The organism is Seonamhaeicola sp. S2-3 (assembly GCF_001971785.1).
In the GTDB taxonomy this organism is placed as follows: domain Bacteria; phylum Bacteroidota; class Bacteroidia; order Flavobacteriales; family Flavobacteriaceae; genus Seonamhaeicola.
Genome location: NZ_CP019389.1, coordinates 3,115,756 through 3,135,946 on the forward strand (window position 1 = coordinate 3,115,756; position 20,191 = coordinate 3,135,946).

The window sequence follows — 20,191 nt, forward strand, 5'->3', positions numbered from 1 at the left end:
TTAATAATTTGAATTTGATGAATTTGAAGAGCCTTCAACAATAGCAATTCCAGAAGAGGTTCCTATTCTATCAACACCTAAGTTAATGTATTCTAAAGCTGTTTTTGTGTCTCTAATACCGCCAGAGGCTTTAATTTTAACACATGTTTTACAAACACTTTTCATAAGTTTTACATCATCAATTGTGGCTCCACCAGTTCCAAATCCAGTAGATGTTTTTATAAAATCGGCACCACTTTGTATGGCTAATTCGCTGGCTTTTATAATTTCTAATTCTTCTAGGTAACAGGTTTCTAATATAACTTTTAAAACGTTATTGGGCATACTAGATTTTACAGACTCAATGTCTTTCCAAACGGCATCAAAATCTTTACTTTTTAAAAGACCAACATTAATAACCATATCAATTTCATCGGCGCCATCATTTAAGGCTGCTTTAGTTTCTGCTACTTTAGCTTCGGTAGACATGGCTCCTAACGGAAACCCAATTACACTGCATACTTTTACATCGGTACCTTTTAATTGTTTTTTAGCTAACGCTACGTAGCAACTGTTTACACATACCGAAAAAAATCGATATTGTTTAGCTTCATCGCAAAGTTTAATAATGTCGTTTTTAGTAGCGGTGGGTTTAAGTAGTGTGTGGTCTATGTAGGTGTTTAGAAGTTTCAAAACAGTAATAAATTTAAAGTTATTTTATAGAAATAAGTATTAGCTTTAAAGATACAAATTTGCTTCTTTTTATGTGTTATAAACTATGATTAAAATCAGTTTTGAGAATTAAAAAAGGCTATATTTTTCAATATAGCCTTTTTTAATTCTTTTCTTTTTATCTAAACCACTTCAGAGGTTTTAAAATCTGGTGTAACGCCTATTCTATGAACGCCTGTGTCAAAGTATTTAATGGCGGTTTCTTCATTATCAATACCATGAAATGCACAAATTTTAATAGCACCTTTAATGGTTTTTTTAATAATTTTTACCACAGTTAAAGTAGCGCCACCTTTAGAAAATCCAGTAGAGGTTTTTATAAAATCTACTTTAGCATCCATACATATTTGGCAGGCTTTTAAGATTTCATTTTTATTTAATTCTGATACTTCTAGAATGACTTTAAGAGGAACCTCTCCAATTGCAAGTTTAACATCAGTAATATCTTTTAGCACAGAAACGTAGTTTTTACTTTTTAATAGACCTAAGTTGATAACCATATCAATTTCTTCGGCACCATTTTTTATAGCAGTTTTGGCTTCGTGTATTTTAGATTTTGTGTCAACGTTTCCAAAAGGAAAACCAACAACAGAGCAAATTTTTACTTTACTGTTGTTTAGAAGTTCTTTACTTAGGGCAACATATGAACTATTGATACAAATAGAATAAACTTGCCGTTCTTTTGCTTCTAGGCAGAGGTCTATAATATCACGTTCTGTGGTACTAGGATTTAATTGAGTTAATTCAATGTGTTCAAAAATATTCATTTTTATAAGTAGGTTTTTTGTCTATTTTACTAAATAAGAGATAAAATAGGTGCTATTAATTATTAATAAAATATAGAGTTTGGGGACTAAATATTTTACACTAAGTTATAAATTATTATTATGAAATATTGGATTATAGAAACATTTTCGATGAATTACAATCTTTAATTTTTAACTAGTTTATTTTCAAAATATTGTATTTTAACTATTTTTTATGATTTTAAACGGTATTTTAGATGTTTTAATCTATAGGAGGGGTTAATGTTACTGGTTAATCTGATAGGTTTTAACCAAAAAAAAAAGCAATCATCGTCAAAATTGATTCAGATTGCTTTTTTAACTAACCAACCAACTAATAGACTGTTGTACTTATTAATTGTTACAACAGTTTATTTTGTTTTTATAGTTTTTCAGTAACCAAATTATTTTGGTTTCTAAATACTAATTTTTCATTGAAGGCATCTAATAAAATGATACTATCTGTAGTTACTTTTCCTGCTAATATTTCTTTGCTTAAAGCGTTAAGTACTTCTTTTTGAATAACTCTTTTTACGGGTCTTGCACCATATTCTGGATTGTAACCTTTTATAGCTAAATAATCAATAGCCTCTTGAGTAGCATCAAATGTAATGTTTTGTTGCGCTAGCATTTTTGTTACATTTTTAAGTTGAAGCCCTACAATTTCTATTATATTTTCTTTGCTTAAAGGAGTAAACATAATAGTATCATCAATTCTGTTTAAAAATTCTGGACGAACGCTTTGTTTTAATAACGCCAACACATCTAGTTTTGCAGCTTCAATGGCAGAATCTATATCTTTTGTGGCTTCAAAACGCTCATGTATTACATTACTTCCTAAATTAGAAGTCATAATAATAATGGTGTTTTTAAAATCTGCAACGCGTCCTTTATTATCAGTTAAATGTCCTTCATCTAATACTTGTAGTAAAATGTTAAAGGTATCTGGGTGAGCTTTTTCAATTTCATCTAAAAGCACTACAGAATATGGTTTTCTACGCACTGCTTCTGTTAACTGTCCGCCTTCATCATAGCCAACATATCCTGGAGGTGCACCAACTAAACGGCTTACAGCATGACGTTCTTGGTATTCGCTCATATCAATTCTGGTCATGGCATTTTCATCATCAAACAGATATTCTGCTAAAGCTTTTGCTAATTCGGTTTTACCAACGCCTGTAGTACCAAGGAATAAGAAGGTTCCGATAGGTTTTTTAGGATTTTGTAAACCAGCACGACTACGTCTAACAGCATCACTTACTGCTTCAATAGCTTCTTCTTGTCCTACCACACGTTTGTGTAACTGATCTTCAAGTTTTAGTAATTTCTCGCGCTCGCTTTGTAGCATTTTTGTAACAGGAATACCTGTCCATTTGGCTACAACTTCAGCAATATCATCATAAGTTACCTCTTCTTTTATCAAAGAATTCTCAGCTTGTTCTTGTAGCTGTTTTTGTAGTGCTTCAAGCTGTTCTTGAGCTTCTTTAATTTTTCCGTAGCGTAACTCTGCTACTTTACCATAATCGCCTTCACGTTCGGCGCGTTCAGCTTCTAATTTGAAGTTTTCAATATTCTGTTTGGTGTTTTGAATATTATCTACTACTTCTTTTTCGCTTTTCCATTTGGCATTAATTTCATTGCGAGTTTCTTTTAAATTGGCTAAATCTGCACGTAACGATTTTAATTTGCTTTCATCTTTTTCGCGTTTAATGGCTTCAATTTCAATTTCTAACTGCATTATTTTTCTATCTAAAACATCAAGTTCTTCTGGTTTAGAATTTATTTCCATACGCAATTTAGATGCAGCTTCATCCATTAAATCAATGGCTTTATCAGGCAAATAACGGTTTGTAATGTAGCGTGTTGAAAGTTCAACAGCTCCAATAATAGCTTCGTCTTTAATGCGTACTTTATGGTGTGTTTCGTATTTTTCTTTAATACCTCTAAGTATAGAAATGGCACTTTCGGTATCTGGTTCATCTACCATAACTTTTTGAAAACGACGTTCTAGAGCTTTATCTTTTTCAAAATATTTTTGATATTCATCGAGGGTTGTAGCACCAATAGCTCTTAATTCACCACGCGCTAATGCTGGTTTTAAAATATTAGCGGCATCCATAGCACCTTGTCCGCCACCTGCACCAACTAAAGTATGAATCTCGTCAATAAACAATACAATATCGCCATCACTAGAAGTAACTTCTTTTATAACGGCTTTTAAACGTTCTTCAAACTCACCTTTATACTTAGCGCCAGCAATAAGTGCGCCCATATCTAGTGCGAAAATTTGTTTTTCTTTTAAGTTTTCGGGAATATCACCATCAATAATTCGGTGTGCTAAACCTTCGGCAATGGCGGTTTTACCAGTTCCTGGTTCGCCCACTAAAATAGGGTTGTTTTTGGTTCTACGAGATAAAATTTGAAGTATTCTTCGTATTTCTTCATCGCGTCCAATAACAGGATCTAGTTTACCATCTTTAGCTAATTGATTTAAGTTTTTAGCGTATTTGTTTAATGAGTTGTAGGTGTCTTCTTGACTTTGAGATGTTACATTTTCGCCTTTTCTCAATTCTTCTATAGCTGCTTTTAAACCTTTTTCGGTTACGCCTTGGTCTTTTAACATTTGTGCTATTTTGCTGTTAGATTTAAATACAGCAAGTATTAAATGCTCAATAGACACAAAGTCGTCTTTCATTTTTTTAGCAATTATAGAGGCTTCGTTAAGCGATTTACCAGCTTCTCTAGATAGCATTATTTCACCACCAGAAACTTTAGAAAAACTCTCTAGTTGTTTGTTTAATGCTTGTTGTAATATAGAAATGTTTACATTCAGTTTTTTTAAAATGAATGGTAATACGTTTTCATCAACCTCAAAAATGGCTTTAAAAATGTGTTCGTTTTCTATTTGTTGGTGGCCATAACCTTGCGCTATTTGTTGCGCTTGTTGTATGGCTTCCTGTGATTTTATTGTATAATTATTAAAGTTCATATCGTTAAATTTATTTTCTTTACAACTTCTATAGGTCAATAATCTTACCAATGATTTTTGTAAGACAAAATGTCTTTTAAAGTCTTTGTTTTACTGACTTTTAGTCAGTTTGTAAGATTTGCTATTAGTTTCGACTTATCATTATAAAATACAAAAAATGGGATTATTAAACAAGATATTTGGTGGTTCAAGTGAACCAAAAGAAGAAAAAATTTTACCTTGGATTGCTTTAAAGAACTTAGAGCAGTTAAATGATATTGAAGAAAAATCGAAAACCAAAGCACAAGTTATTTTTAAACATTCAACACGCTGTGGTATTAGCCGTATGGTAATGAACCAGTTTGTTGATGCTTATAATTTAACAGAAACCGATTTAGATTTGTATTACCTAGATTTATTAAACTACAGAGACGTATCAAATGAGGTTGGGTATAAGTTTCAGGTATTGCACGAGTCACCACAAATATTGGTTATAAAGAACGGACAAACCGTTGCACACGCTTCTCATGGTGCTATTAACGAAATATCATTAGAAAATTATATCTAATTTGAATACAGATTATCTTTTTGTTTACGGCACATTGTTGCAAAACGTAAATAATAACATGTCTGCATTTTTAAGAGCCCAAGCAACTGTAATTTCAAAAGGTTACTTTATTGGCAAATTATATAAAATATCATGGTTTCCAGGAGACGTTTTAAGTAACAATGAAACTCATAAAGTTTACGGTACTTTGGTACAGCTTAATACAACTAAAACTATATTTGATGTATTAGATGATTACGAAGGTTTTAATGCTAATAAGCCCAAAGAAAGCCTCTTTATACGTAAAAAAGTAACAGTTTTTGCAAATAATAATCATGTTTACAATGCTTGGGTGTATCTTTACAACCAAAAAGTAAACCAACAAAACCGTATAGTTTCCGGAGATTTTTTAAAAGATGCTCAATCCTAAATTTACAGATACCCTTTTTCATCCGCTTCAATTAAAAAAAGAGATAGCTTTACCAGCACAATTTACCTTTCCGTTTTATTACACACCGCATGAGTTAAGTGTTTTAGCAGCTAAAGATTTGCAAAATTACCTTGAAAATGAAGCAAATTTTAATCATAATTTTGGATTAAAACCCAATGCCGAAGGCTTAGTAATAGGAAAAATGTTTGGTGTGATGGTGGTTAAAGATGAAGCCGATAATTTGGGTTATTTAGCTGCTTTTTCAGGAAAACTAGCCGAAAGTAATCAGCATAAAGGGTTTGTACCTACGGTTTATGATACGTTAAATCCCGAAGGTTTTTATAAAATTGGTGAACAGGAATTAAATGATATTAATAGAGCAATTGAAGTTTTAGAAAATTCGGAAGCGTATCATGCTGCAAAAAACAATTTAGAAGCTTGTTTAAAAACTTATGATGCCGAATTAAAAGCGTTAAAACAAACCATTAAAGAAAAGAAAACAGCACGTAATAAATTACGAGAATCTGAAGTCAATAATCTTTCGGTAGAAGCCTATCAAAATTTATTAGAAGAACTTAAAAAACAAAGTATTTACTATCATTTTAGATTAAAAGATTTAAAAAATGATTGGAAACTTAAAATTGAAGAAGCCCAATCTCATTTTGATAAGATAGAGTCTACTTTAAATGCTTTAAAAGAAAAACGCCGCGTACAATCTTCAGCACTTCAAAAGCAATTACATCAGCAGTATTCATTTTTAAATTATAAAGGCGAAAGCAAAGATTTATTAGATATTTTTAAAAACACCACTGTTAGAATTCCGCCAGCAGGAGCCGGTGAATGTGCAGCGCCCAAGTTGTTTCAGTATGCCTATCAACAAAACTTTAAACCTATAGCAATGGCAGAGTTTTGGTGGGGGGCTTCACCAAAATCTGAAGTACGTAAACATAAGCAGTTTTATCCGTCTTGCCGTAGCAAGTGTGAGCCTATTTTAGGACATATGATGCAGGGGCTAAATGTAGAAAATAACCCTATTTTAGAAGTAAAAAAACACGAGAAACCTTTAGAGATTTTATATGAAGACAATTATTTGTTGTTGGTAAACAAACCGCATGAATTTTTATCGGTACCTGGAAAAACGCAATTAGATTCTGTTCAAACTAAAATGCAACAGTATTTACCCAATAATAAGCCTGTTTTGGTACATAGATTAGATATGTCAACTTCTGGTATTTTATTGGTGGCTAAAAACGAAAAAACGCATAAAAATCTGCAAAAACAGTTTATAAACCGAACGGTTAAAAAACGCTACGTAGCTGTATTAGATGGCGAATTAAAAACTAAAAAAGGCATTATAGATTTACCTCTGCGAGTAGATTTAGATAACCGACCACAACAGTTGGTGTGTTATGAACACGGAAAACCCGCCAAAACAAAGTTTGAGGTTGTTGCTGTAGAAAACGGAACAACCAGAATTCACTTTTATCCCATTACAGGTAGAACGCATCAGTTGCGTGTGCATGCTGCCCATAGTAATGGACTAAATATGCCTATTGTAGGTGACGATTTATACGGCACTAAAGCCAACCGTTTATATTTACATGCAGAACAACTGGAGTTTGAACATCCGGTTACTAAAAAACAACTTAAAATAGTTTGTAAAGCGCCTTTTTAGTTAAATTTTAGTACTACTATAATCGGTTTGTATTTGCTAAATTTGGTGTTTAAATTACACAACTAATCAATATGCAATTATGTTGTGTATTGTTTAAAAAAACACCTCAATTTTGCTGGTAATCAAATTAAAATAAGCACAAAATGATTGAAATGTGGGATAAAAGATATTCAAGTAGTAGTTATGCTTATGGAATAAATCCTAATGCGTTTTTTAAGGATACATTAAACAAATATCAGTTTAAGGGCAAAATATTATTACCTGCAGAAGGAGAAGGCAGAAATGCTGTATTTGCTGCAAAAAAAGGTCTTGATGTTACAGCGTTTGATATAAGTATTGAAGGTAAGAACAAGGCTTTAAAACTTGCAAAAAAACAAAATGTAGAAATAAAATATGACATTGGAAATTTATTTGACTTAGATATTGTTAATCAAAAATATGATGTAGCTGCTTTGATTTTTGCTCATTTTCCACCAGAAATTTCAACAAGTTATCATAGGAAAATTGCAGACTTAATAGTGGATGAGGGAATTATTATCCTTGAAGGATTTAGTAAAAATCATTTACCATTACGAAATAAAAATCCGAGATTAGGAGGCCCTAATAAAATTGAAATGCTCTTTTCAATAGAATCTATTAAAAATGATTTTCCAGAATTTGAAATTATTAAACTGGAAGAGGTTGCAGTAGAATTAAATGAAGGTGATTACCATAATGGGTTAAGTAAAGTGATACGATTTATTGGAAAAAAGACTAAAATTAAATAACAATTAATTGTGATTGTAATAGCCTATTATCAGTACTTTTTAACGTAATTCAAATAAAAAAACGCCCAAGAGCGTTTTTTATATTTAATTAAACCGTTGATTAGCAATAATATTTCTAAGTTTAGCTTTTAGGTCTCCGCCGGTGTCATATACCATTTGTTCGTTGGTAGGGAAGGGCATGCGTCTGTTATCAAGTAAAAGTAAGTCTTCTTTTTCTAGTGCACGTTTATCGCCACGGTATCTTGCATAAACGTTTTCAAATACATAACCACTATCAAAACTAAATTCGTCAATAAGTTGTTTTGTTTTTAAATCGGTATAAACAACATCGGCAATAATTTGAGTTTCTTTGGTTTGTATCACTTCATACATACGGGCTTTTACTTTAATAATGTTGTCAATTTTAATATCGTTACCCAAACTATCTTTTACAACATTTCCATTGACGTCTTTTTTGTATTTTAACCCATCAACAATTTCACGTTCTCTAATATATTCACGTTCCTTAACACGTTCTGGTGAAATGTTTATTTGTTTAAGTTGCAACTGCATTGAGAAATCATAAGTAATCTCTTTACTTGGGTTGGCGTGATATACCGTCCAAAACTGATTTAATCCGTAGGTATTAAAATTCAATAAATCATCTTCTAAACGCTGAGGAATTACTTGCTGGGTTTGGTTGTTTATTGATACTAAAACGTAGTGAGTGCCTCTGGCATGAGCCTCGTTTAATAAATGGCGAGTGGTTTCAAAATTAGGATTTATATCATCTAAATACTGCAAAGTATTATAAGCTTCTCTAATGGTGTATTTATCATCAGATTCTAATAAATTAATACCTTTTTCATATAAATAATCAGATAGTTTTGCTTTACTTTTAGCTATATCATCACTATAATCATTAAAATTAAATGTAACGTTTTTACCATTAACATACAGTGGTAAAATAGGTTTTATAGTTTCTTGTCTAGCATTTAAATCTAAATACAGCTCAAAAATATTTTTTAATAGTTCTGGGTTATTATCTTTTTTTAAATGCTTTATGGTGTTTAAATCGCGTTCTACAGATTTATGATATGCATCTTGAAGCATTACTACATATTCAGCTTTACGTTTTTTGTTTTTGTTAGTGCTTAACTTTTGTAGTGCAGTAGTAATGGCTTGGTCATAATTACCAGTATTTACGGCTTGTTCTACTTGCTTTTTAGCACTACAAGCAAATACCAATGTAATTATAGTAGAAAAAAGTAGTAGTTTTTTCATAGGTTAAAATTTTAGGTTATGGGGAGGGTGTTTCAATAGTAATGCCAAATTTATAAAAATTTGGCATTACGTTTATAAGTATATGTATAATGAGTGTTTTATTTTTTGTAAATTGGTAGTAATTTAGTAGATACTTCACCAAAACCAATTCGGGTACCATCATTTTCACAATAACCTCTCATTATTACGGTATCATGGTCATTAATAAACTTACGTTCAGTGCCATCTTTCATTTTTAGAGGTTTTTCACCTTTCCAAGTTAACTCTAACATAGAGCCGTAGCTATCTTCGGTAGGACCAGAAATGGTACCACTTCCCATTAAATCGCCAGAATTTACAGGACAGCCATTAATGGTATGATGCGCTAATTGTTGCGATATGTTCCAATACATATATTTAAAATTAGACTTGCTAACTACGGTTTCTTTAGCACCCTTAGGTTGAATAGAAACTTCTAAATTAATATCGAAACTTTTTGCGCCTTTGCTTTGTAGATAAGGCAATTGTTTTTTTAAAGGTTTAGGCCCCTCAACACGGTAAGGTTCTAAAGCGTCTAATGTTACAATCCATGGAGAAATAGAGGTAGCAAAGTTTTTAGCTAAAAACGGTCCTAATGGTACATATTCCCACTTTTGAATATCGCGAGCACTCCAATCGTTTAGTAATACTAATCCAAAAATATATTCTTCAGCTTCATCTATAGGAATGGGTTCCCCTAAATCATTAGCATCTGTAGTAATGAAACCCATTTCAAGTTCAAAATCTACTAATTTACTGGGGCCAAAAACAGGTTCTTTAGCACCATTTGGTAGTGTTTGTCCTTGTGGTCTATGTACCGGAATACCTGATGGGATTATAGATGAGCTTCTACCATGATACCCAACAGGAATGTGTAGCCAATTAGGTAATAAGGCGTTATCTGGATCTCTAAACATGGTACCTACGTTAGTGGCATGTTCCATACTAGAATAAAAATCGGTATAATCCCCAATTTCAACAGGTAATTGCATTTCTATTTCATCTAAACGAAATAATACAATTTCCTTGTGTTTTAAATTATTTTTAAGCGTATCATTATCAGCATCAAAAATTTCGGCAATACGGTTTCTTACGGCACGCCATGTTTTTCTTCCGTCAGCAATAAAATCGTTCAACGTGTCTTGAAGAAAAATATCATCGGTTAAAGGAATACCATCAAAGTAGCCTAATTGGTGTAAAGCACCTAAATCTATGGCAGTATCACCAATACGTGTACCAATGGTAATAATATCATCTCTGGTTAAAAATACACCAAAAGGAATATTCTGAATGGGAAAATCTGAATGCTTATCTACGTGTAACCACGATTTTCTATCTGGATTGTTAGCTGATAACGGCATAACGTTTTTCTTATTTTATGATTATTGATTTCTTTTCAAACCTACATAATTTTTTTGATTTTAATATAAAAATTACCTTAAAACCAATAAAATTTAAAAATTGTTGAAATGGTTAATAAAACCGTTTAAAACTTATTTGTAATTATACATTTTTTGGTGCTAAAAACTATTCTATTTCCTATTTTTGCCGCATAATTAACCATAATTTAATTTTATGCAACGCGACGAACAAATTTTTGAACTTATTGAAGCTGAAAAAGAGCGTCAATTACACGGTATAGAACTAATAGCATCAGAAAACTTTGTGAGCAACCAAGTAATGGAAGCAGCAGGTTCTGTTTTAACTAACAAATATGCCGAAGGGTACCCAGGAAAACGTTACTACGGTGGTTGCGAAGTTGTAGATGAAGTAGAGCAAATAGCTATAGATAGAGCTAAAGAATTGTTTGGAGCGGCATACGTAAATGTACAACCACACTCTGGTAGTCAGGCAAATACAGCTGTTTTTGCAGCTTGTTTAAAACCAGGTGATAAATTTTTAGGATTCGATTTATCTCACGGTGGGCATTTAACACACGGTTCTCCAGTTAACTTTTCAGGTAAATTATACAGTCCGGTATTTTACGGAGTAGAGCAGGAAACAGGTGTTTTAAATTATGATAAAATACAAGAAATAGCAACCAAAGAACAACCAAAATTAATTATTGCGGGAGCTTCAGCTTATTCTCGTGATATTGATTTTAAACGTTTTAGAGAAATTGCCGATAGCGTAGGCGCTATATTAATGGCAGATGTATCACACCCTGCAGGATTAATTGCAAAAGGTATTTTAAATGATCCTATTCCACACTGTCATATTGTAACCACAACAACTCATAAAACTTTACGCGGACCAAGAGGCGGTATGATTATGATGGGTGAAGATTTTGATAATCCATTTGGTTTAAAATTAAAAAACGGAAAACTACGTAAAATGTCGTCTTTATTAAACTCTGCTGTTTTTCCTGGTAACCAAGGAGGGCCATTAGAGCATATTATAGCAGCCAAAGCCATTGCATTTGGAGAAGCCTTAACAGATGAGTTTTTACATTACCAATTACAAGTTAAAAAGAATGCTGCTGCGTTAGCACAAGCTTTAGTAAATAAAGATTATAACATTATTTCTGGCGGAACAGATAACCACTGTATGTTAATAGATTTACGTAATAAAGACGTATCTGGTAAAGAAGCCGAAGAAGCTTTAGTAAAAGCAGATATTACCGTAAACAAAAACATGGTACCGTTTGATGATAAATCGCCATTTGTAACCTCTGGTATCCGTTTAGGAGTAGCTGCCGTTACTACGCGTGGTTTAAAGGAAGCAGATATGGTTACTATTGCAGATTTAATTGATGAGGTTGTTACAAACCACCAAAACGAAGCTGTTTTAGAAACTATAAAAGACAAAGTAAATGCTATGATGGCAGATAAACCATTATTTGTAGCATAAATTTAAACTTAAGATATGCTGAATTTATTTTTAGCATTTCAATATAACATCAAGCCTGAAATTTATTTTCAGGCTTTTTTGTTTTTGGGCGTTACCCTATCGGGTCGGGCTTTCCGCGTTACACGGTAACTTGCTGCAATCCCTAACGCACTTATTTGCAAACTTGTTTTTAAACTCTTAAGGTAGGTTTTGTTTTGAAGTTGTGGTTATAAATTGTTGTACCTAGTTATTTTTTCCAATAATAGATCGACATTTAGCTTCAATAATTTCCATCGCTTTTTGTAATTCTTTTTCAATTTTATCGTCACCTCGTATTTGGGCATATAAATCTGATCTGCTTTCTTTTAATATATCCCTGATTAGTTTTTTATCCTCTCCATATTGCCCGAGTTTAACCATCGCAATTTGGTCTGATGCGAAAAATATTTTATTCATTGTTTGTCTAAACTTGTCGAAATGTTCTTCAAATTCTTTACCGTGAAGAGCTATGAATCTATATTTTAAAGTATGTAACTTTTCTAAAGGTTTTTTATTTCTTTCAAATCTTTCTCTCGCGACATATGCCTGATTGTAAATCTCAGTTTCTTGAGGTGTTTCATTTTCGTTTTTAGGTCTTGAAGAACCTTCGTTACCAAATCCAATTGGACTTCTAATAACTTTTATAGCGTGATGAGATTCGTATAAGCTAGCCAAAACTTCTTCAGCTAATTCATATTGCCTTTTCCATTTTGTTTCTCTGCGCCAACTGTTTATTCCCCAAATAGCAACAACAGAAGCAATAATGACTCCAGTACTTTTAATTAGTTCAAGAATTTCATTCATTTCAATGCATATTTTGGTTTTATTAAGCATAACATTAAGGATATAAATCAGTTTCAATACTGAAACAAGTTCAGTACAAGTGATTTATATCTGTTGATAAACTAAAATAGAATTTTCTTACTAAAGTAAATATGTGTTTGTACCTAACTTATAAACAAGTTTTAAACTAAATAAATTATATGTAGTTCTTGTTTAAGTATTTTTAGTAGAAAAATTAATCTTCTTCAGGAAAAGCAATCTTAAAAATTATTATTAACAAAGCTTTACTACTTCACAATTATTGTTTCTGTTTACAACATTAAAAACTGTAAGTTGGTTATTGTAGCAATCTAAATATTTCAAATTTGTATTGTTGCTAAGATCTTATGAAGAGAGTTGGTTATAAGAATAAACTAACTTCGTTAAATTTATAAAATATTCTATATCAATTAGTTGTGCTGTTTATAGATTGTTAAAAATAATTAATTTAAACCTATGCATCACAGACTTGAATTTCATCATCAGCGTTGGGGTTAATAGTGGGTTCTACTACTAAATAGTTTTTAAAATTAGTATCGGGTATGTTTACGTTTTGGGCTTTTAAGCTATAAAATGTGTAACATAATGGTATCATCATTACGAGGAGCGCAGCGACGAAGTAATCTCCCTACCATACGTCACTGCGAGGAACACAGCGACGAAGCAGTCTCTTCATTTATCAGCAAGAGATTGCTTCACTACAGCTTGTCTTGAGCCCTGTCGAAAGGTTAGCAATGACCCAGCCGTCACGTCGAGTTCTCGATACAATTTGCTCCTGCGTCGCAAATCGTCATGTTGAGTGTTTTTGCTACACGGTAGCAGTAGCAAAAATGTATCGAAACGCGAACTGACGGTATAGGTTTTATTCACTCGAACTGGCGGGTACAGGATTTATTAATAGAGTATAGGAATGTTATTAACTAGCTCTTGCTCGTCATGTCGAGTAGATTATTCTGCTTAACTAAAAAGAGCAGAATAATCGTATCGAGACGCGTCACTGCGAGGAGGCACGACGACGCAGTCTCAAGAATGTGTAGCCTTAATAATGTAGAGATTGCTTCAGCTTAATAGCCATATCCTATAATTTATATGGAGCCTATTTTCTAAAAAAATACACTCCAATTTGGAGTATAAAACCATAAAAGAATTTGAAATAGAAATGTTTAATGAAAAGGTAGTTGTGCATGGCTCTTAACTAAACATCCATTTTTTGTTGTAAGTCCGCACAGGGTTTTCATTATAACATACACCTTATTTCGCCAATGGCAATGCTTACAGCTAACAGTTTTTTACCGTCCACCACAGCATCACCCGTTAACGTGGCACCATAGCTGTCAGTTTGAATATGCACATTTTCAAGCATGAAAGCTTTGAGACCAATATCGGGAAAACGCCAGGTAATTTTCACTTGGTTGGGGTCAAAATCACCATTAGATTTTGGGCGTAGGATGATTTCAAAATTATTGCCTCTTGCTCCAGAAAAATCGTGACCAGAGCGCAACAATAATAAATTGCTTCTAAGATAATTGCTTTCCTGCTTTACCAGGGCTGTGGCATAGCCCAACTCGGGCCCACTTTTAAAATTACTGTTTAGAGGCTTTTCTATAAAATTTACCGTAACGGCCATTTCATAGCAATTCTTTTTTTTGCTGATGTTATTTTTTACCGCAGCTAAAGTAAATGTTTTCTCCTTTATGGTTAGACGCTTGACAGGAGTTTTCTGGTTGGGCAAAATCTGTGATTGCGCCATAACAGGCAATAACATTAACGCAAGAAGCAAGAAGAAAATACGCATTATTAAAGGTTTTTATGAAGTTTCTATCCTTCAATCTCATCAATTTGAACGGATGTTATCTTAAAATCCTCTGGGTTGATAGCGCCGTTGCGTTCGTAGGGACTTAATGCAATAACATATTGACCATTAGAATCAGCTCTAAATATATAATTGATAGTAGAGTTAGAACTGCTAACACTTGATGTCTGATTCTCAATAGTAATTTTACCAGAGCCTCTAACGTCTTTAAGTTCTATTTTAACCCTGTATTCTTTTCCTGCTCTGGCATTGAACATTATAAATCCGCTGTAAGTATAATATTCATTTCGTGAGTAAGCATTACTGGTTTGGCCACTAAGTCTTGGGCTAACCGTAAAGGCTTCTATTGAATAACTGCCGAAAAAACCAAAGCTTAAACCATTATCGTATGGTTTTTTTGGTGTGATGCGGTATGTTTTTCTGCTTGGAAGCGTTAAAAGTTCTTTGCTGACTTTTAGAGGTGTAGCGTTTGATAAGTCTAATTTAGATGATTGTAGTTTTTTAAGATCAGCTTTCTTAAGCGTTGGTATTTTGCTTTTTACGTTGACCTTGGTCGAGATATTCGTCGGTTTTTCAATCTTAGTTTTTTGGGGCACAAACTGCGCCTGTCCTAAAAAAGGGCTCAAACATAATGCCAGTATGAGAATTTTGCTTAGTGTTTTCATGATGTTTTATTTTTTGTTGAGACAGAAAATTTTCTGTTTTATGTTTATTTTGAAAAAGATGTTAGCACTGTTGTGTTTTGCAGTTTTCTATTGCTGTTGTAATCTTCGTATTTTACCATGCCCACACCTTCGGCTAACCAGGTTTTTTGGCTGCTGTTAAAGTTGGCCACCATCATTTTACCGCTGCTCGTTTGGGTTATAACAACACATTCAAAAGTACCGGCAGGCGTGGTTATGGTTTCAGTGCCCACTACTTTGCGGTTGGTGATATGGGTGGTCATGTTCATGTTCATGCCCCCCATGTTCATTTTGATATTAATGTTGGCATCGGGCAGGATTTGTCCTGCCGTAAGTGTATTGGGAAGTTCTACATTGGTGCCAGTGATTTCGGTTTCCAAGTTGTCAAATTGTTTCATCATATCGGCGTTCATGAGTGATTTAAAGTCCATGGTTACCGTGCTGCCGTTACAGCTCATGTCAAACGCACTATCTAAAACCAGTTTTCCTTTTTTATCGAACAATTCTGAATGGATGGTGGCAGTTGTTGTACCTCCAGAATTACTCACGTTGTTTACAGTATATTTCATGGTACCATCTGTTTTTCCTTTCTTGTTGCGCATTTCATATTCTGAAATGTGACCTTCATTAAACGGATAATACTTGCTGCAGTTTGAACTGTTGTTTTGTGCATTGCCCTTGCATCCAATAAGGACAAAAAAAACGAGAACAATGTTTATAATATGTGCTTTCATAATTATTGTGGTTTTGTGAATTAACATTAACTAGGTAAGACCAAAATCTCTACCCGTCGGTTTTTTTGCCGGTTTTCGTCTGTATCATTGGGGACTACAGGCTGACTTTCACCATAACCTTTACTTTCCCATTTAAAATTGTTAACCTTGTCTTTTATTAATGTTTTTAATAATTGCTGAACGCTTTCGGCACGTTTTTGAGATAGGGTTTTGTTTGCAGCATTATTGCCTACATTGTCGGTATGACCTTCTACTACAATGGTGCCTTTGCCTATCTCTTCAATTTTTGGGATTAATTCGGTAAGTGCCGCCTCAGCCTCAGGTTTGAGTTCATATTTACCAAATTCAAAGAGCACCGCGGCATCAAGATTGAGCCGGATGGCACCACCAATGGCCGCTATGGCATCTACATCGGCACCGGGAACACCGCTTTTGGTATTCAAGTCGGTTAAACGGACATAAGTGAAGGTTTCGCCTTTGTTAACAAAATCGGCTATATCTACCATAGCTGTACCGCCTTCTATTTTACCTACTTTAATCCATTGGCTTCCGTCTTTAGATAATTCGAGAATAGTGGGTTCAATTTTACCCATTTCAAACACATATAAGTCAGGACCGTTGACATCGGTTATGGCGTTGTTAGTAAATTGTAGTGTGAGGACACCTTCTAATCCTATGTTACATACCTTGGGGTCTCCACCTGTAAAGTCTATGTTTGGCATGTTGGGCTCTCCAAGTGAACCTTTTGGGTGCAGCCCTCCATTTCCGGGGTCAAATTCAACTACCTCATCGGCAAAAGACAGCTTACCTAATGGCAGGTAGATGTATTGATTACGGGAATCTACATAGGTGTTGCCCACTTCATCATTTTTTTCGGCATGCCATCCAGGATTAAGTTTGTAAAATGCTTCCCTTGCCCGAGCTGAATACCTTATAAACTGTTTAGCTTTTAATTCCTGTTTTGTTTTTCGCTTTTTAATGAGCGATTTAAACTGATTGGATGTGCTGGGGTTGTTTAAAGCCTCTTCTACGGCATTCTTATAAATAGGATTTAAGAGTTTTTTTGCCTGTTTTTCGTGCTTGATTTTCGTTTGCTTTTCAATCCTTTTTAAGAGTTTTATTTCTTCGGGCTTTACGCCATAATGTTTAGCCAACATCTGCTCAGCCTCTTCAGGCGTAGCATGTTTTATTTTCTCGTACAATGACCGGCCTTTGGAAGTGGCATAATAAGTAAAGGAAGTTCCAACAAGGCTTTCTTCTATAAAGGTACCTTCAAATGGGTTTTTGTTTTTTTCTTTACCAGCATTACTGCCGCTTGTTGGTAATACGGCCAATAATTGGCTAAGTTCTTCTTTGTCTAGTTCTTTTAACTGTTCTGCAAGCTTTGAAAAATCTATATCAACAGTTGCTTCGTTCACTACAAAGCCACCACTGCTTTCCAGTTCAGGGTACTGTTGCAGCATTTTTTCCAAGGTATTGAGATTGCTCTGCGTGAGGGTGTTTTTTTCAACGGAATGTTTGCCTAATATTTGGTATGCTATCTCCGAAGCATCTCCGTTGCCCAACAATGCATTTAGGGTTTCAACATTTTTAGCATCATTTGTGTCAACACCCAATAGATCCAGCATCTTTTGTACCTGTTCACCATCGTTCGATATTTTTATATCTTCTTTTTTATTGTTATCAGAAGCTATTACATCTATGGTTTGATTAGCTGCTTTATCTTTATCCGACTTACAGGCAAAGAAGCAAATCAAGATAAACAGTATTGCTATATATGTTGTTTTTTTCATAATTCTACCCGTTTCATTTCTTTGCTGCAAGCATCAGATTGATTGTCTGCATAAATGTTGTTTTCAATGGAGACAATTACTTTTTTCCAAGTTTCTTTACCTGAGAGGTTTTGCCATTTAACGGTTCCAATGTAATTGCCCACACTTTGCTCTTTAAGCCGATAGCCCACTTCGTTTAAGGTGAACTTGTATTTTTCGAGCCCGCCCAGTTTGGTATAACGTCCTATTACTTTATCGTCTTCTTTGGTGAAAGTAATTACGCGTCCGTCGCAACCTTCCCAAGATCCCATAATGTCCTGGTCAATAGTAGGTGAAGAAATCATCGATCCGGTAGAGGAGGTTTTACAAGCAGTAAAAAGGGCAAGCAATAAGATGTATGTTATTGTTTTCATTTTAGTCTGTTCGTTTGTATTTATCCCGCATAAATTCAAAATACATATAGCCAAAGCGGTCGTACCAATCGTCTGTACCGTAGCGGGCTTCGCATTTACTTAATTCTACCAAATTGTTGTAAAGGCTTTGCACTAATTGATTGTATTTATTGTCATAAGCCTGCTGCAGTTCTATAACAGATTTTTCAATGTTCCTTTTTTGTGTTTGCCAAGCCATACCAGATACCCCATGGTAACCCGAAACGTTATCACCAAAAGCAATGGCAGCTTCAGAAAAATCTTTGGTACACCGATAAATAGTGGCAAGTTGTGTAAAGAGATAACGTGTTTCGTTAAAGTTCTTTCGAGCCTCTTTAAAACAATCGGCACAACTCTCATTGGTATCCCAACCCGCATCTGTTACTGGAATATCACAAAAAGACGGAATACGTGGTTCGCCAGGTAAAGGAGCTGTTTTCATGCAATCGGTCAGGTTTTCGTATTGATCATTAAAATCCTTGAATTTATCAAAGGTCTCTTTAAACTTGTCAAACTTATCATTATATCCTTTGTAGTCTTCCATCAACTCTTGTACATCGTCCATATAAGAATCAAACTCTCTGGGTATATAAAACCTGTCTGTCCCTGAATTCTGAGCCTGTAAAGCAAATGAAGTTGACACCAATAAAAGAATGACAGAAGCCGATTTTTTACCCACAAGCTTACCTATTAGCAGACCAATTATCAATAGAACTACACCCAATAAAATGTAGAGCCATATATTACTGCCGCTATGGTCTCCTCCAGAAGAAGTGTTTGTTGAAGCTCGACCTTCTTTCATTTCTTTTTTACTGATTTTTGTAAATGGATTGCCTAGGTAATTTTTTTGTTCAGGGTTGGCATGTACCGCTATGGTAAATTTTACTTCTTCAGATGTAGGTGAAATCACCTTAATCCCAAATTTGTTGAATGTCTTGACCTTAAAGTTGATAATGCCGTTTTTGGCTTTTGCTGTTGATTGTTTTTTGACTACATCTCCCCAGCTGTTGTTGGCCAATTCAACTTCTAGGGGTTTAGATTTATTAAAGTTGGTTACAATGACATCGATATCCTGAAACATGGAATGGCCACTTACATAGTAGTATTTTGTTGTATCTACATAACTAATGGTTGCTATAAACAATTCACCTTCGTGGCCTTTACGGGTATCTTCTTGTAGTTTTAGCTCTATGGGTTTTATCTTGTCATTGAGTGTAAAGGGCTGGGAAAATCCGGTATATCCCAAACCTATAAATAAAATAAGTAGTATGTTTTTTGGAGAGAGCATTGCGTTATTTTTTGTAGTGGTTAATAAGGTAGTTGGCTATTTTATAGGTATTTTGTTTGCGTTCTTCTTTTTGGGCATTGGTCAGCTTGGGGCCGTTGGGGTTTAAGTAACTGTAACTAATTTTTATAGGGTTTTCATAATTGGTGTTCAGTAATAATAGGAAGCCTTGTGCCGGATGTCTTGTTATATAAGTATCTCCAGATTCACTTACCTGAACATCAATTAAATCGTTTTTTAGTCCGCTTTTTATTTGATCTTCTACGATATTTTTCGGCCATTTTTCATTTCTTATATAATAGGATGCGGTAAAACCACTAGGGTGGTTAACAATATACCTGCAACTGTTATTAAATATATCTTGTTTTACACTGCTTTTGTCATACCTAAGAGCTTCAGCCATTTGTGATGCAGTAAGTTTACAGTCCTCACTTTCTGTATAGAGCTGGGTATAATCACCGGTTTGCTTGAGGTTGATACCTTTTTGTTTAGAAGGTTCTACTGTTTTGGTTTTTGTTTCCTCGGAAGTTGCCTTAACTTCTTTTTTCTCTAAATAGCCACAGGCTGTTAGTAAAACGGCCCATACAATAAGGGTAGATGTGTATGTGGTTTTCATAAA

19 protein-coding genes are annotated in these 20,191 nt (G+C 34.0%); 5 read left to right on the forward strand and 14 right to left on the reverse strand.

The genetic code is table 11. The features are described from left to right. The 3 genes from deoC (BWZ22_RS13630) to clpB form a co-directional block, all read right to left on the reverse strand. Positions 1–672 carry a deoxyribose-phosphate aldolase gene (gene deoC / locus BWZ22_RS13630; RefSeq protein ID WP_076700863.1) on the reverse strand — a complete coding sequence of 224 codons (672 nt, stop codon included), beginning with the start codon at positions 670–672 and terminating at the stop codon, positions 1–3. A 161-nt stretch (positions 673–833) separates the two neighbouring features. Next, the gene (gene deoC / locus BWZ22_RS13635) at positions 834–1,478 is read right to left on the reverse strand and encodes a deoxyribose-phosphate aldolase (protein ID WP_076700865.1); all 645 of its coding nucleotides are present in this window, start codon (positions 1,476–1,478) and stop codon (positions 834–836) included. Between the two features lie 400 nt (positions 1,479–1,878). Next, a complete protein-coding gene (gene clpB / locus BWZ22_RS13640) occupies positions 1,879–4,485 on the reverse strand; it encodes an ATP-dependent chaperone ClpB (RefSeq protein WP_076702524.1) in 2,607 nt (868 codons plus the stop codon). A 157-nt stretch (positions 4,486–4,642) separates the two neighbouring features. On the opposite strand from clpB, the gene ytxJ reads away from it, so the two are divergent. The 4 genes from ytxJ (at position 4,643) to BWZ22_RS13660 (ending at position 7,883) form a co-directional block, all read left to right on the forward strand. Next, positions 4,643–5,032: a bacillithiol system redox-active protein YtxJ gene (gene ytxJ, locus BWZ22_RS13645; protein WP_076700868.1), complete on the forward strand. Its 390-nt coding sequence runs from the start codon at positions 4,643–4,645 to the stop codon at positions 5,030–5,032. A gap of 58 nt (positions 5,033–5,090) precedes the next feature. Further along, positions 5,091–5,441, forward strand: a complete 351-nt coding sequence (locus BWZ22_RS13650) for a gamma-glutamylcyclotransferase (RefSeq protein ID WP_083692364.1) — start codon at positions 5,091–5,093, stop codon at positions 5,439–5,441. Continuing rightward, positions 5,428–7,116: an RluA family pseudouridine synthase gene (locus BWZ22_RS13655; RefSeq protein ID WP_076700873.1), complete on the forward strand. Its 1,689-nt coding sequence runs from the start codon at positions 5,428–5,430 to the stop codon at positions 7,114–7,116. The genes BWZ22_RS13650 and BWZ22_RS13655 overlap by 14 nt, the downstream gene beginning before the upstream one ends. A 143-nt stretch (positions 7,117–7,259) precedes the next feature. After that, a complete protein-coding gene (locus BWZ22_RS13660) occupies positions 7,260–7,883 on the forward strand; it encodes a bifunctional 2-polyprenyl-6-hydroxyphenol methylase/3-demethylubiquinol 3-O-methyltransferase UbiG (protein WP_076700876.1) in 624 nt (207 codons plus the stop codon). Positions 7,884–7,967: 84 nt separating this feature from the next. On the opposite strand, the gene BWZ22_RS13665 is transcribed toward BWZ22_RS13660, so the two are convergent. Together BWZ22_RS13665 and fahA are read right to left on the reverse strand one after the other, a co-directional pair. After that, positions 7,968–9,146: a hypothetical protein gene (locus tag BWZ22_RS13665; RefSeq protein WP_076700878.1), complete on the reverse strand. Its 1,179-nt coding sequence runs from the start codon at positions 9,144–9,146 to the stop codon at positions 7,968–7,970. Between the two features lie 98 nt (positions 9,147–9,244). Further along, positions 9,245–10,525 carry a fumarylacetoacetase gene (fahA, locus tag BWZ22_RS13670; RefSeq protein ID WP_076700881.1) on the reverse strand — a complete coding sequence of 427 codons (1,281 nt, stop codon included), beginning with the start codon at positions 10,523–10,525 and terminating at the stop codon, positions 9,245–9,247. A 214-nt stretch (positions 10,526–10,739) separates the two neighbouring features. Here fahA and glyA point away from each other — a divergent pair, with 214 nt between their 5' ends. After that, positions 10,740–12,014, forward strand: coding sequence for a serine hydroxymethyltransferase (glyA, locus tag BWZ22_RS13675; protein WP_076700884.1), 1,275 nt, complete (start codon positions 10,740–10,742; stop codon positions 12,012–12,014). 222 nt (positions 12,015–12,236) lie between these two features. Here the strand turns inward: glyA and BWZ22_RS13680 are convergent, their stop codons facing one another. From BWZ22_RS13680 to BWZ22_RS13715, 9 genes are all read right to left on the reverse strand, one after another. Beyond that, the gene (locus BWZ22_RS13680; protein ID WP_157607977.1) at positions 12,237–12,836 is read right to left on the reverse strand and encodes a hypothetical protein; all 600 of its coding nucleotides are present in this window, start codon (positions 12,834–12,836) and stop codon (positions 12,237–12,239) included. A gap of 472 nt (positions 12,837–13,308) precedes the next feature. Next, positions 13,309–13,449: a hypothetical protein gene (locus tag BWZ22_RS16690; protein WP_157607978.1), complete on the reverse strand. Its 141-nt coding sequence runs from the start codon at positions 13,447–13,449 to the stop codon at positions 13,309–13,311. Positions 13,450–14,091: 642 nt separating this feature from the next. Then, positions 14,092–14,649: a hypothetical protein gene (locus BWZ22_RS13685; protein ID WP_157607979.1), complete on the reverse strand. Its 558-nt coding sequence runs from the start codon at positions 14,647–14,649 to the stop codon at positions 14,092–14,094. Positions 14,650–14,672: 23 nt separating this feature from the next. After that, positions 14,673–15,332 (reverse strand): hypothetical protein, encoded by a 660-nt coding sequence (locus BWZ22_RS13690; RefSeq protein WP_076700892.1) that lies wholly within the window; start codon positions 15,330–15,332, stop codon positions 14,673–14,675. Positions 15,333–15,376: 44 nt separating this feature from the next. Continuing rightward, complete coding sequence (locus BWZ22_RS13695; protein ID WP_076702527.1) at positions 15,377–16,084, reverse strand: hypothetical protein; 708 nt, start codon at positions 16,082–16,084, stop codon at positions 15,377–15,379. 26 nt (positions 16,085–16,110) lie between these two features. Beyond that, positions 16,111–17,841 (reverse strand): OmpA family protein, encoded by a 1,731-nt coding sequence (locus BWZ22_RS13700; protein ID WP_198027622.1) that lies wholly within the window; start codon positions 17,839–17,841, stop codon positions 16,111–16,113. A gap of 32 nt (positions 17,842–17,873) precedes the next feature. Next, positions 17,874–18,167, reverse strand: coding sequence for a hypothetical protein (locus BWZ22_RS13705; RefSeq protein ID WP_157607980.1), 294 nt, complete (start codon positions 18,165–18,167; stop codon positions 17,874–17,876). Between the two features lie 103 nt (positions 18,168–18,270). Further along, positions 18,271–19,575 carry a hypothetical protein gene (locus tag BWZ22_RS13710; protein ID WP_076700900.1) on the reverse strand — a complete coding sequence of 435 codons (1,305 nt, stop codon included), beginning with the start codon at positions 19,573–19,575 and terminating at the stop codon, positions 18,271–18,273. A gap of 4 nt (positions 19,576–19,579) precedes the next feature. Continuing rightward, positions 19,580–20,188: a hypothetical protein gene (locus tag BWZ22_RS13715; RefSeq protein WP_076700903.1), complete on the reverse strand. Its 609-nt coding sequence runs from the start codon at positions 20,186–20,188 to the stop codon at positions 19,580–19,582. Between the last annotated feature and the right edge of the window lie 3 nt (positions 20,189–20,191).

What these genes read in the sequence shown, in the direction of transcription:
- deoC (WP_076700865.1), bottom strand. Translation starts at nt 1,478, where the DNA reads ATGAATATTTTTGAACACATTGAATTAACTCAATTAAATCCTAGTACC.
- clpB (WP_076702524.1), bottom strand. Translation starts at nt 4,485, where the DNA reads ATGAACTTTAATAATTATACAATAAAATCACAGGAAGCCATACAACAA.
- ytxJ (WP_076700868.1), top strand. Translation starts at nt 4,643, where the DNA reads ATGGGATTATTAAACAAGATATTTGGTGGTTCAAGTGAACCAAAAGAA.
- BWZ22_RS13650 (WP_083692364.1), top strand. Translation starts at nt 5,091, where the DNA reads ATGTCTGCATTTTTAAGAGCCCAAGCAACTGTAATTTCAAAAGGTTAC.
- BWZ22_RS13655 (WP_076700873.1), top strand. Translation starts at nt 5,428, where the DNA reads ATGCTCAATCCTAAATTTACAGATACCCTTTTTCATCCGCTTCAATTA.
- BWZ22_RS13660 (WP_076700876.1), top strand. Translation starts at nt 7,260, where the DNA reads ATGATTGAAATGTGGGATAAAAGATATTCAAGTAGTAGTTATGCTTAT.
- BWZ22_RS13665 (WP_076700878.1), bottom strand. Translation starts at nt 9,146, where the DNA reads ATGAAAAAACTACTACTTTTTTCTACTATAATTACATTGGTATTTGCT.
- fahA (WP_076700881.1), bottom strand. Translation starts at nt 10,525, where the DNA reads ATGCCGTTATCAGCTAACAATCCAGATAGAAAATCGTGGTTACACGTA.
- glyA (WP_076700884.1), top strand. Translation starts at nt 10,740, where the DNA reads ATGCAACGCGACGAACAAATTTTTGAACTTATTGAAGCTGAAAAAGAG.
- BWZ22_RS13680 (WP_157607977.1), bottom strand. Translation starts at nt 12,836, where the DNA reads ATGAATGAAATTCTTGAACTAATTAAAAGTACTGGAGTCATTATTGCT.
- BWZ22_RS16690 (WP_157607978.1), bottom strand. Translation starts at nt 13,449, where the DNA reads ATGATACCATTATGTTACACATTTTATAGCTTAAAAGCCCAAAACGTA.
- BWZ22_RS13685 (WP_157607979.1), bottom strand. Translation starts at nt 14,649, where the DNA reads ATGCGTATTTTCTTCTTGCTTCTTGCGTTAATGTTATTGCCTGTTATG.
- BWZ22_RS13690 (WP_076700892.1), bottom strand. Translation starts at nt 15,332, where the DNA reads ATGAAAACACTAAGCAAAATTCTCATACTGGCATTATGTTTGAGCCCT.
- BWZ22_RS13695 (WP_076702527.1), bottom strand. Translation starts at nt 16,084, where the DNA reads ATGAAAGCACATATTATAAACATTGTTCTCGTTTTTTTTGTCCTTATT.
- BWZ22_RS13705 (WP_157607980.1), bottom strand. Translation starts at nt 18,167, where the DNA reads ATGGGATCTTGGGAAGGTTGCGACGGACGCGTAATTACTTTCACCAAA.
- BWZ22_RS13710 (WP_076700900.1), bottom strand. Translation starts at nt 19,575, where the DNA reads ATGCTCTCTCCAAAAAACATACTACTTATTTTATTTATAGGTTTGGGA.
- BWZ22_RS13715 (WP_076700903.1), bottom strand. Translation starts at nt 20,188, where the DNA reads ATGAAAACCACATACACATCTACCCTTATTGTATGGGCCGTTTTACTA.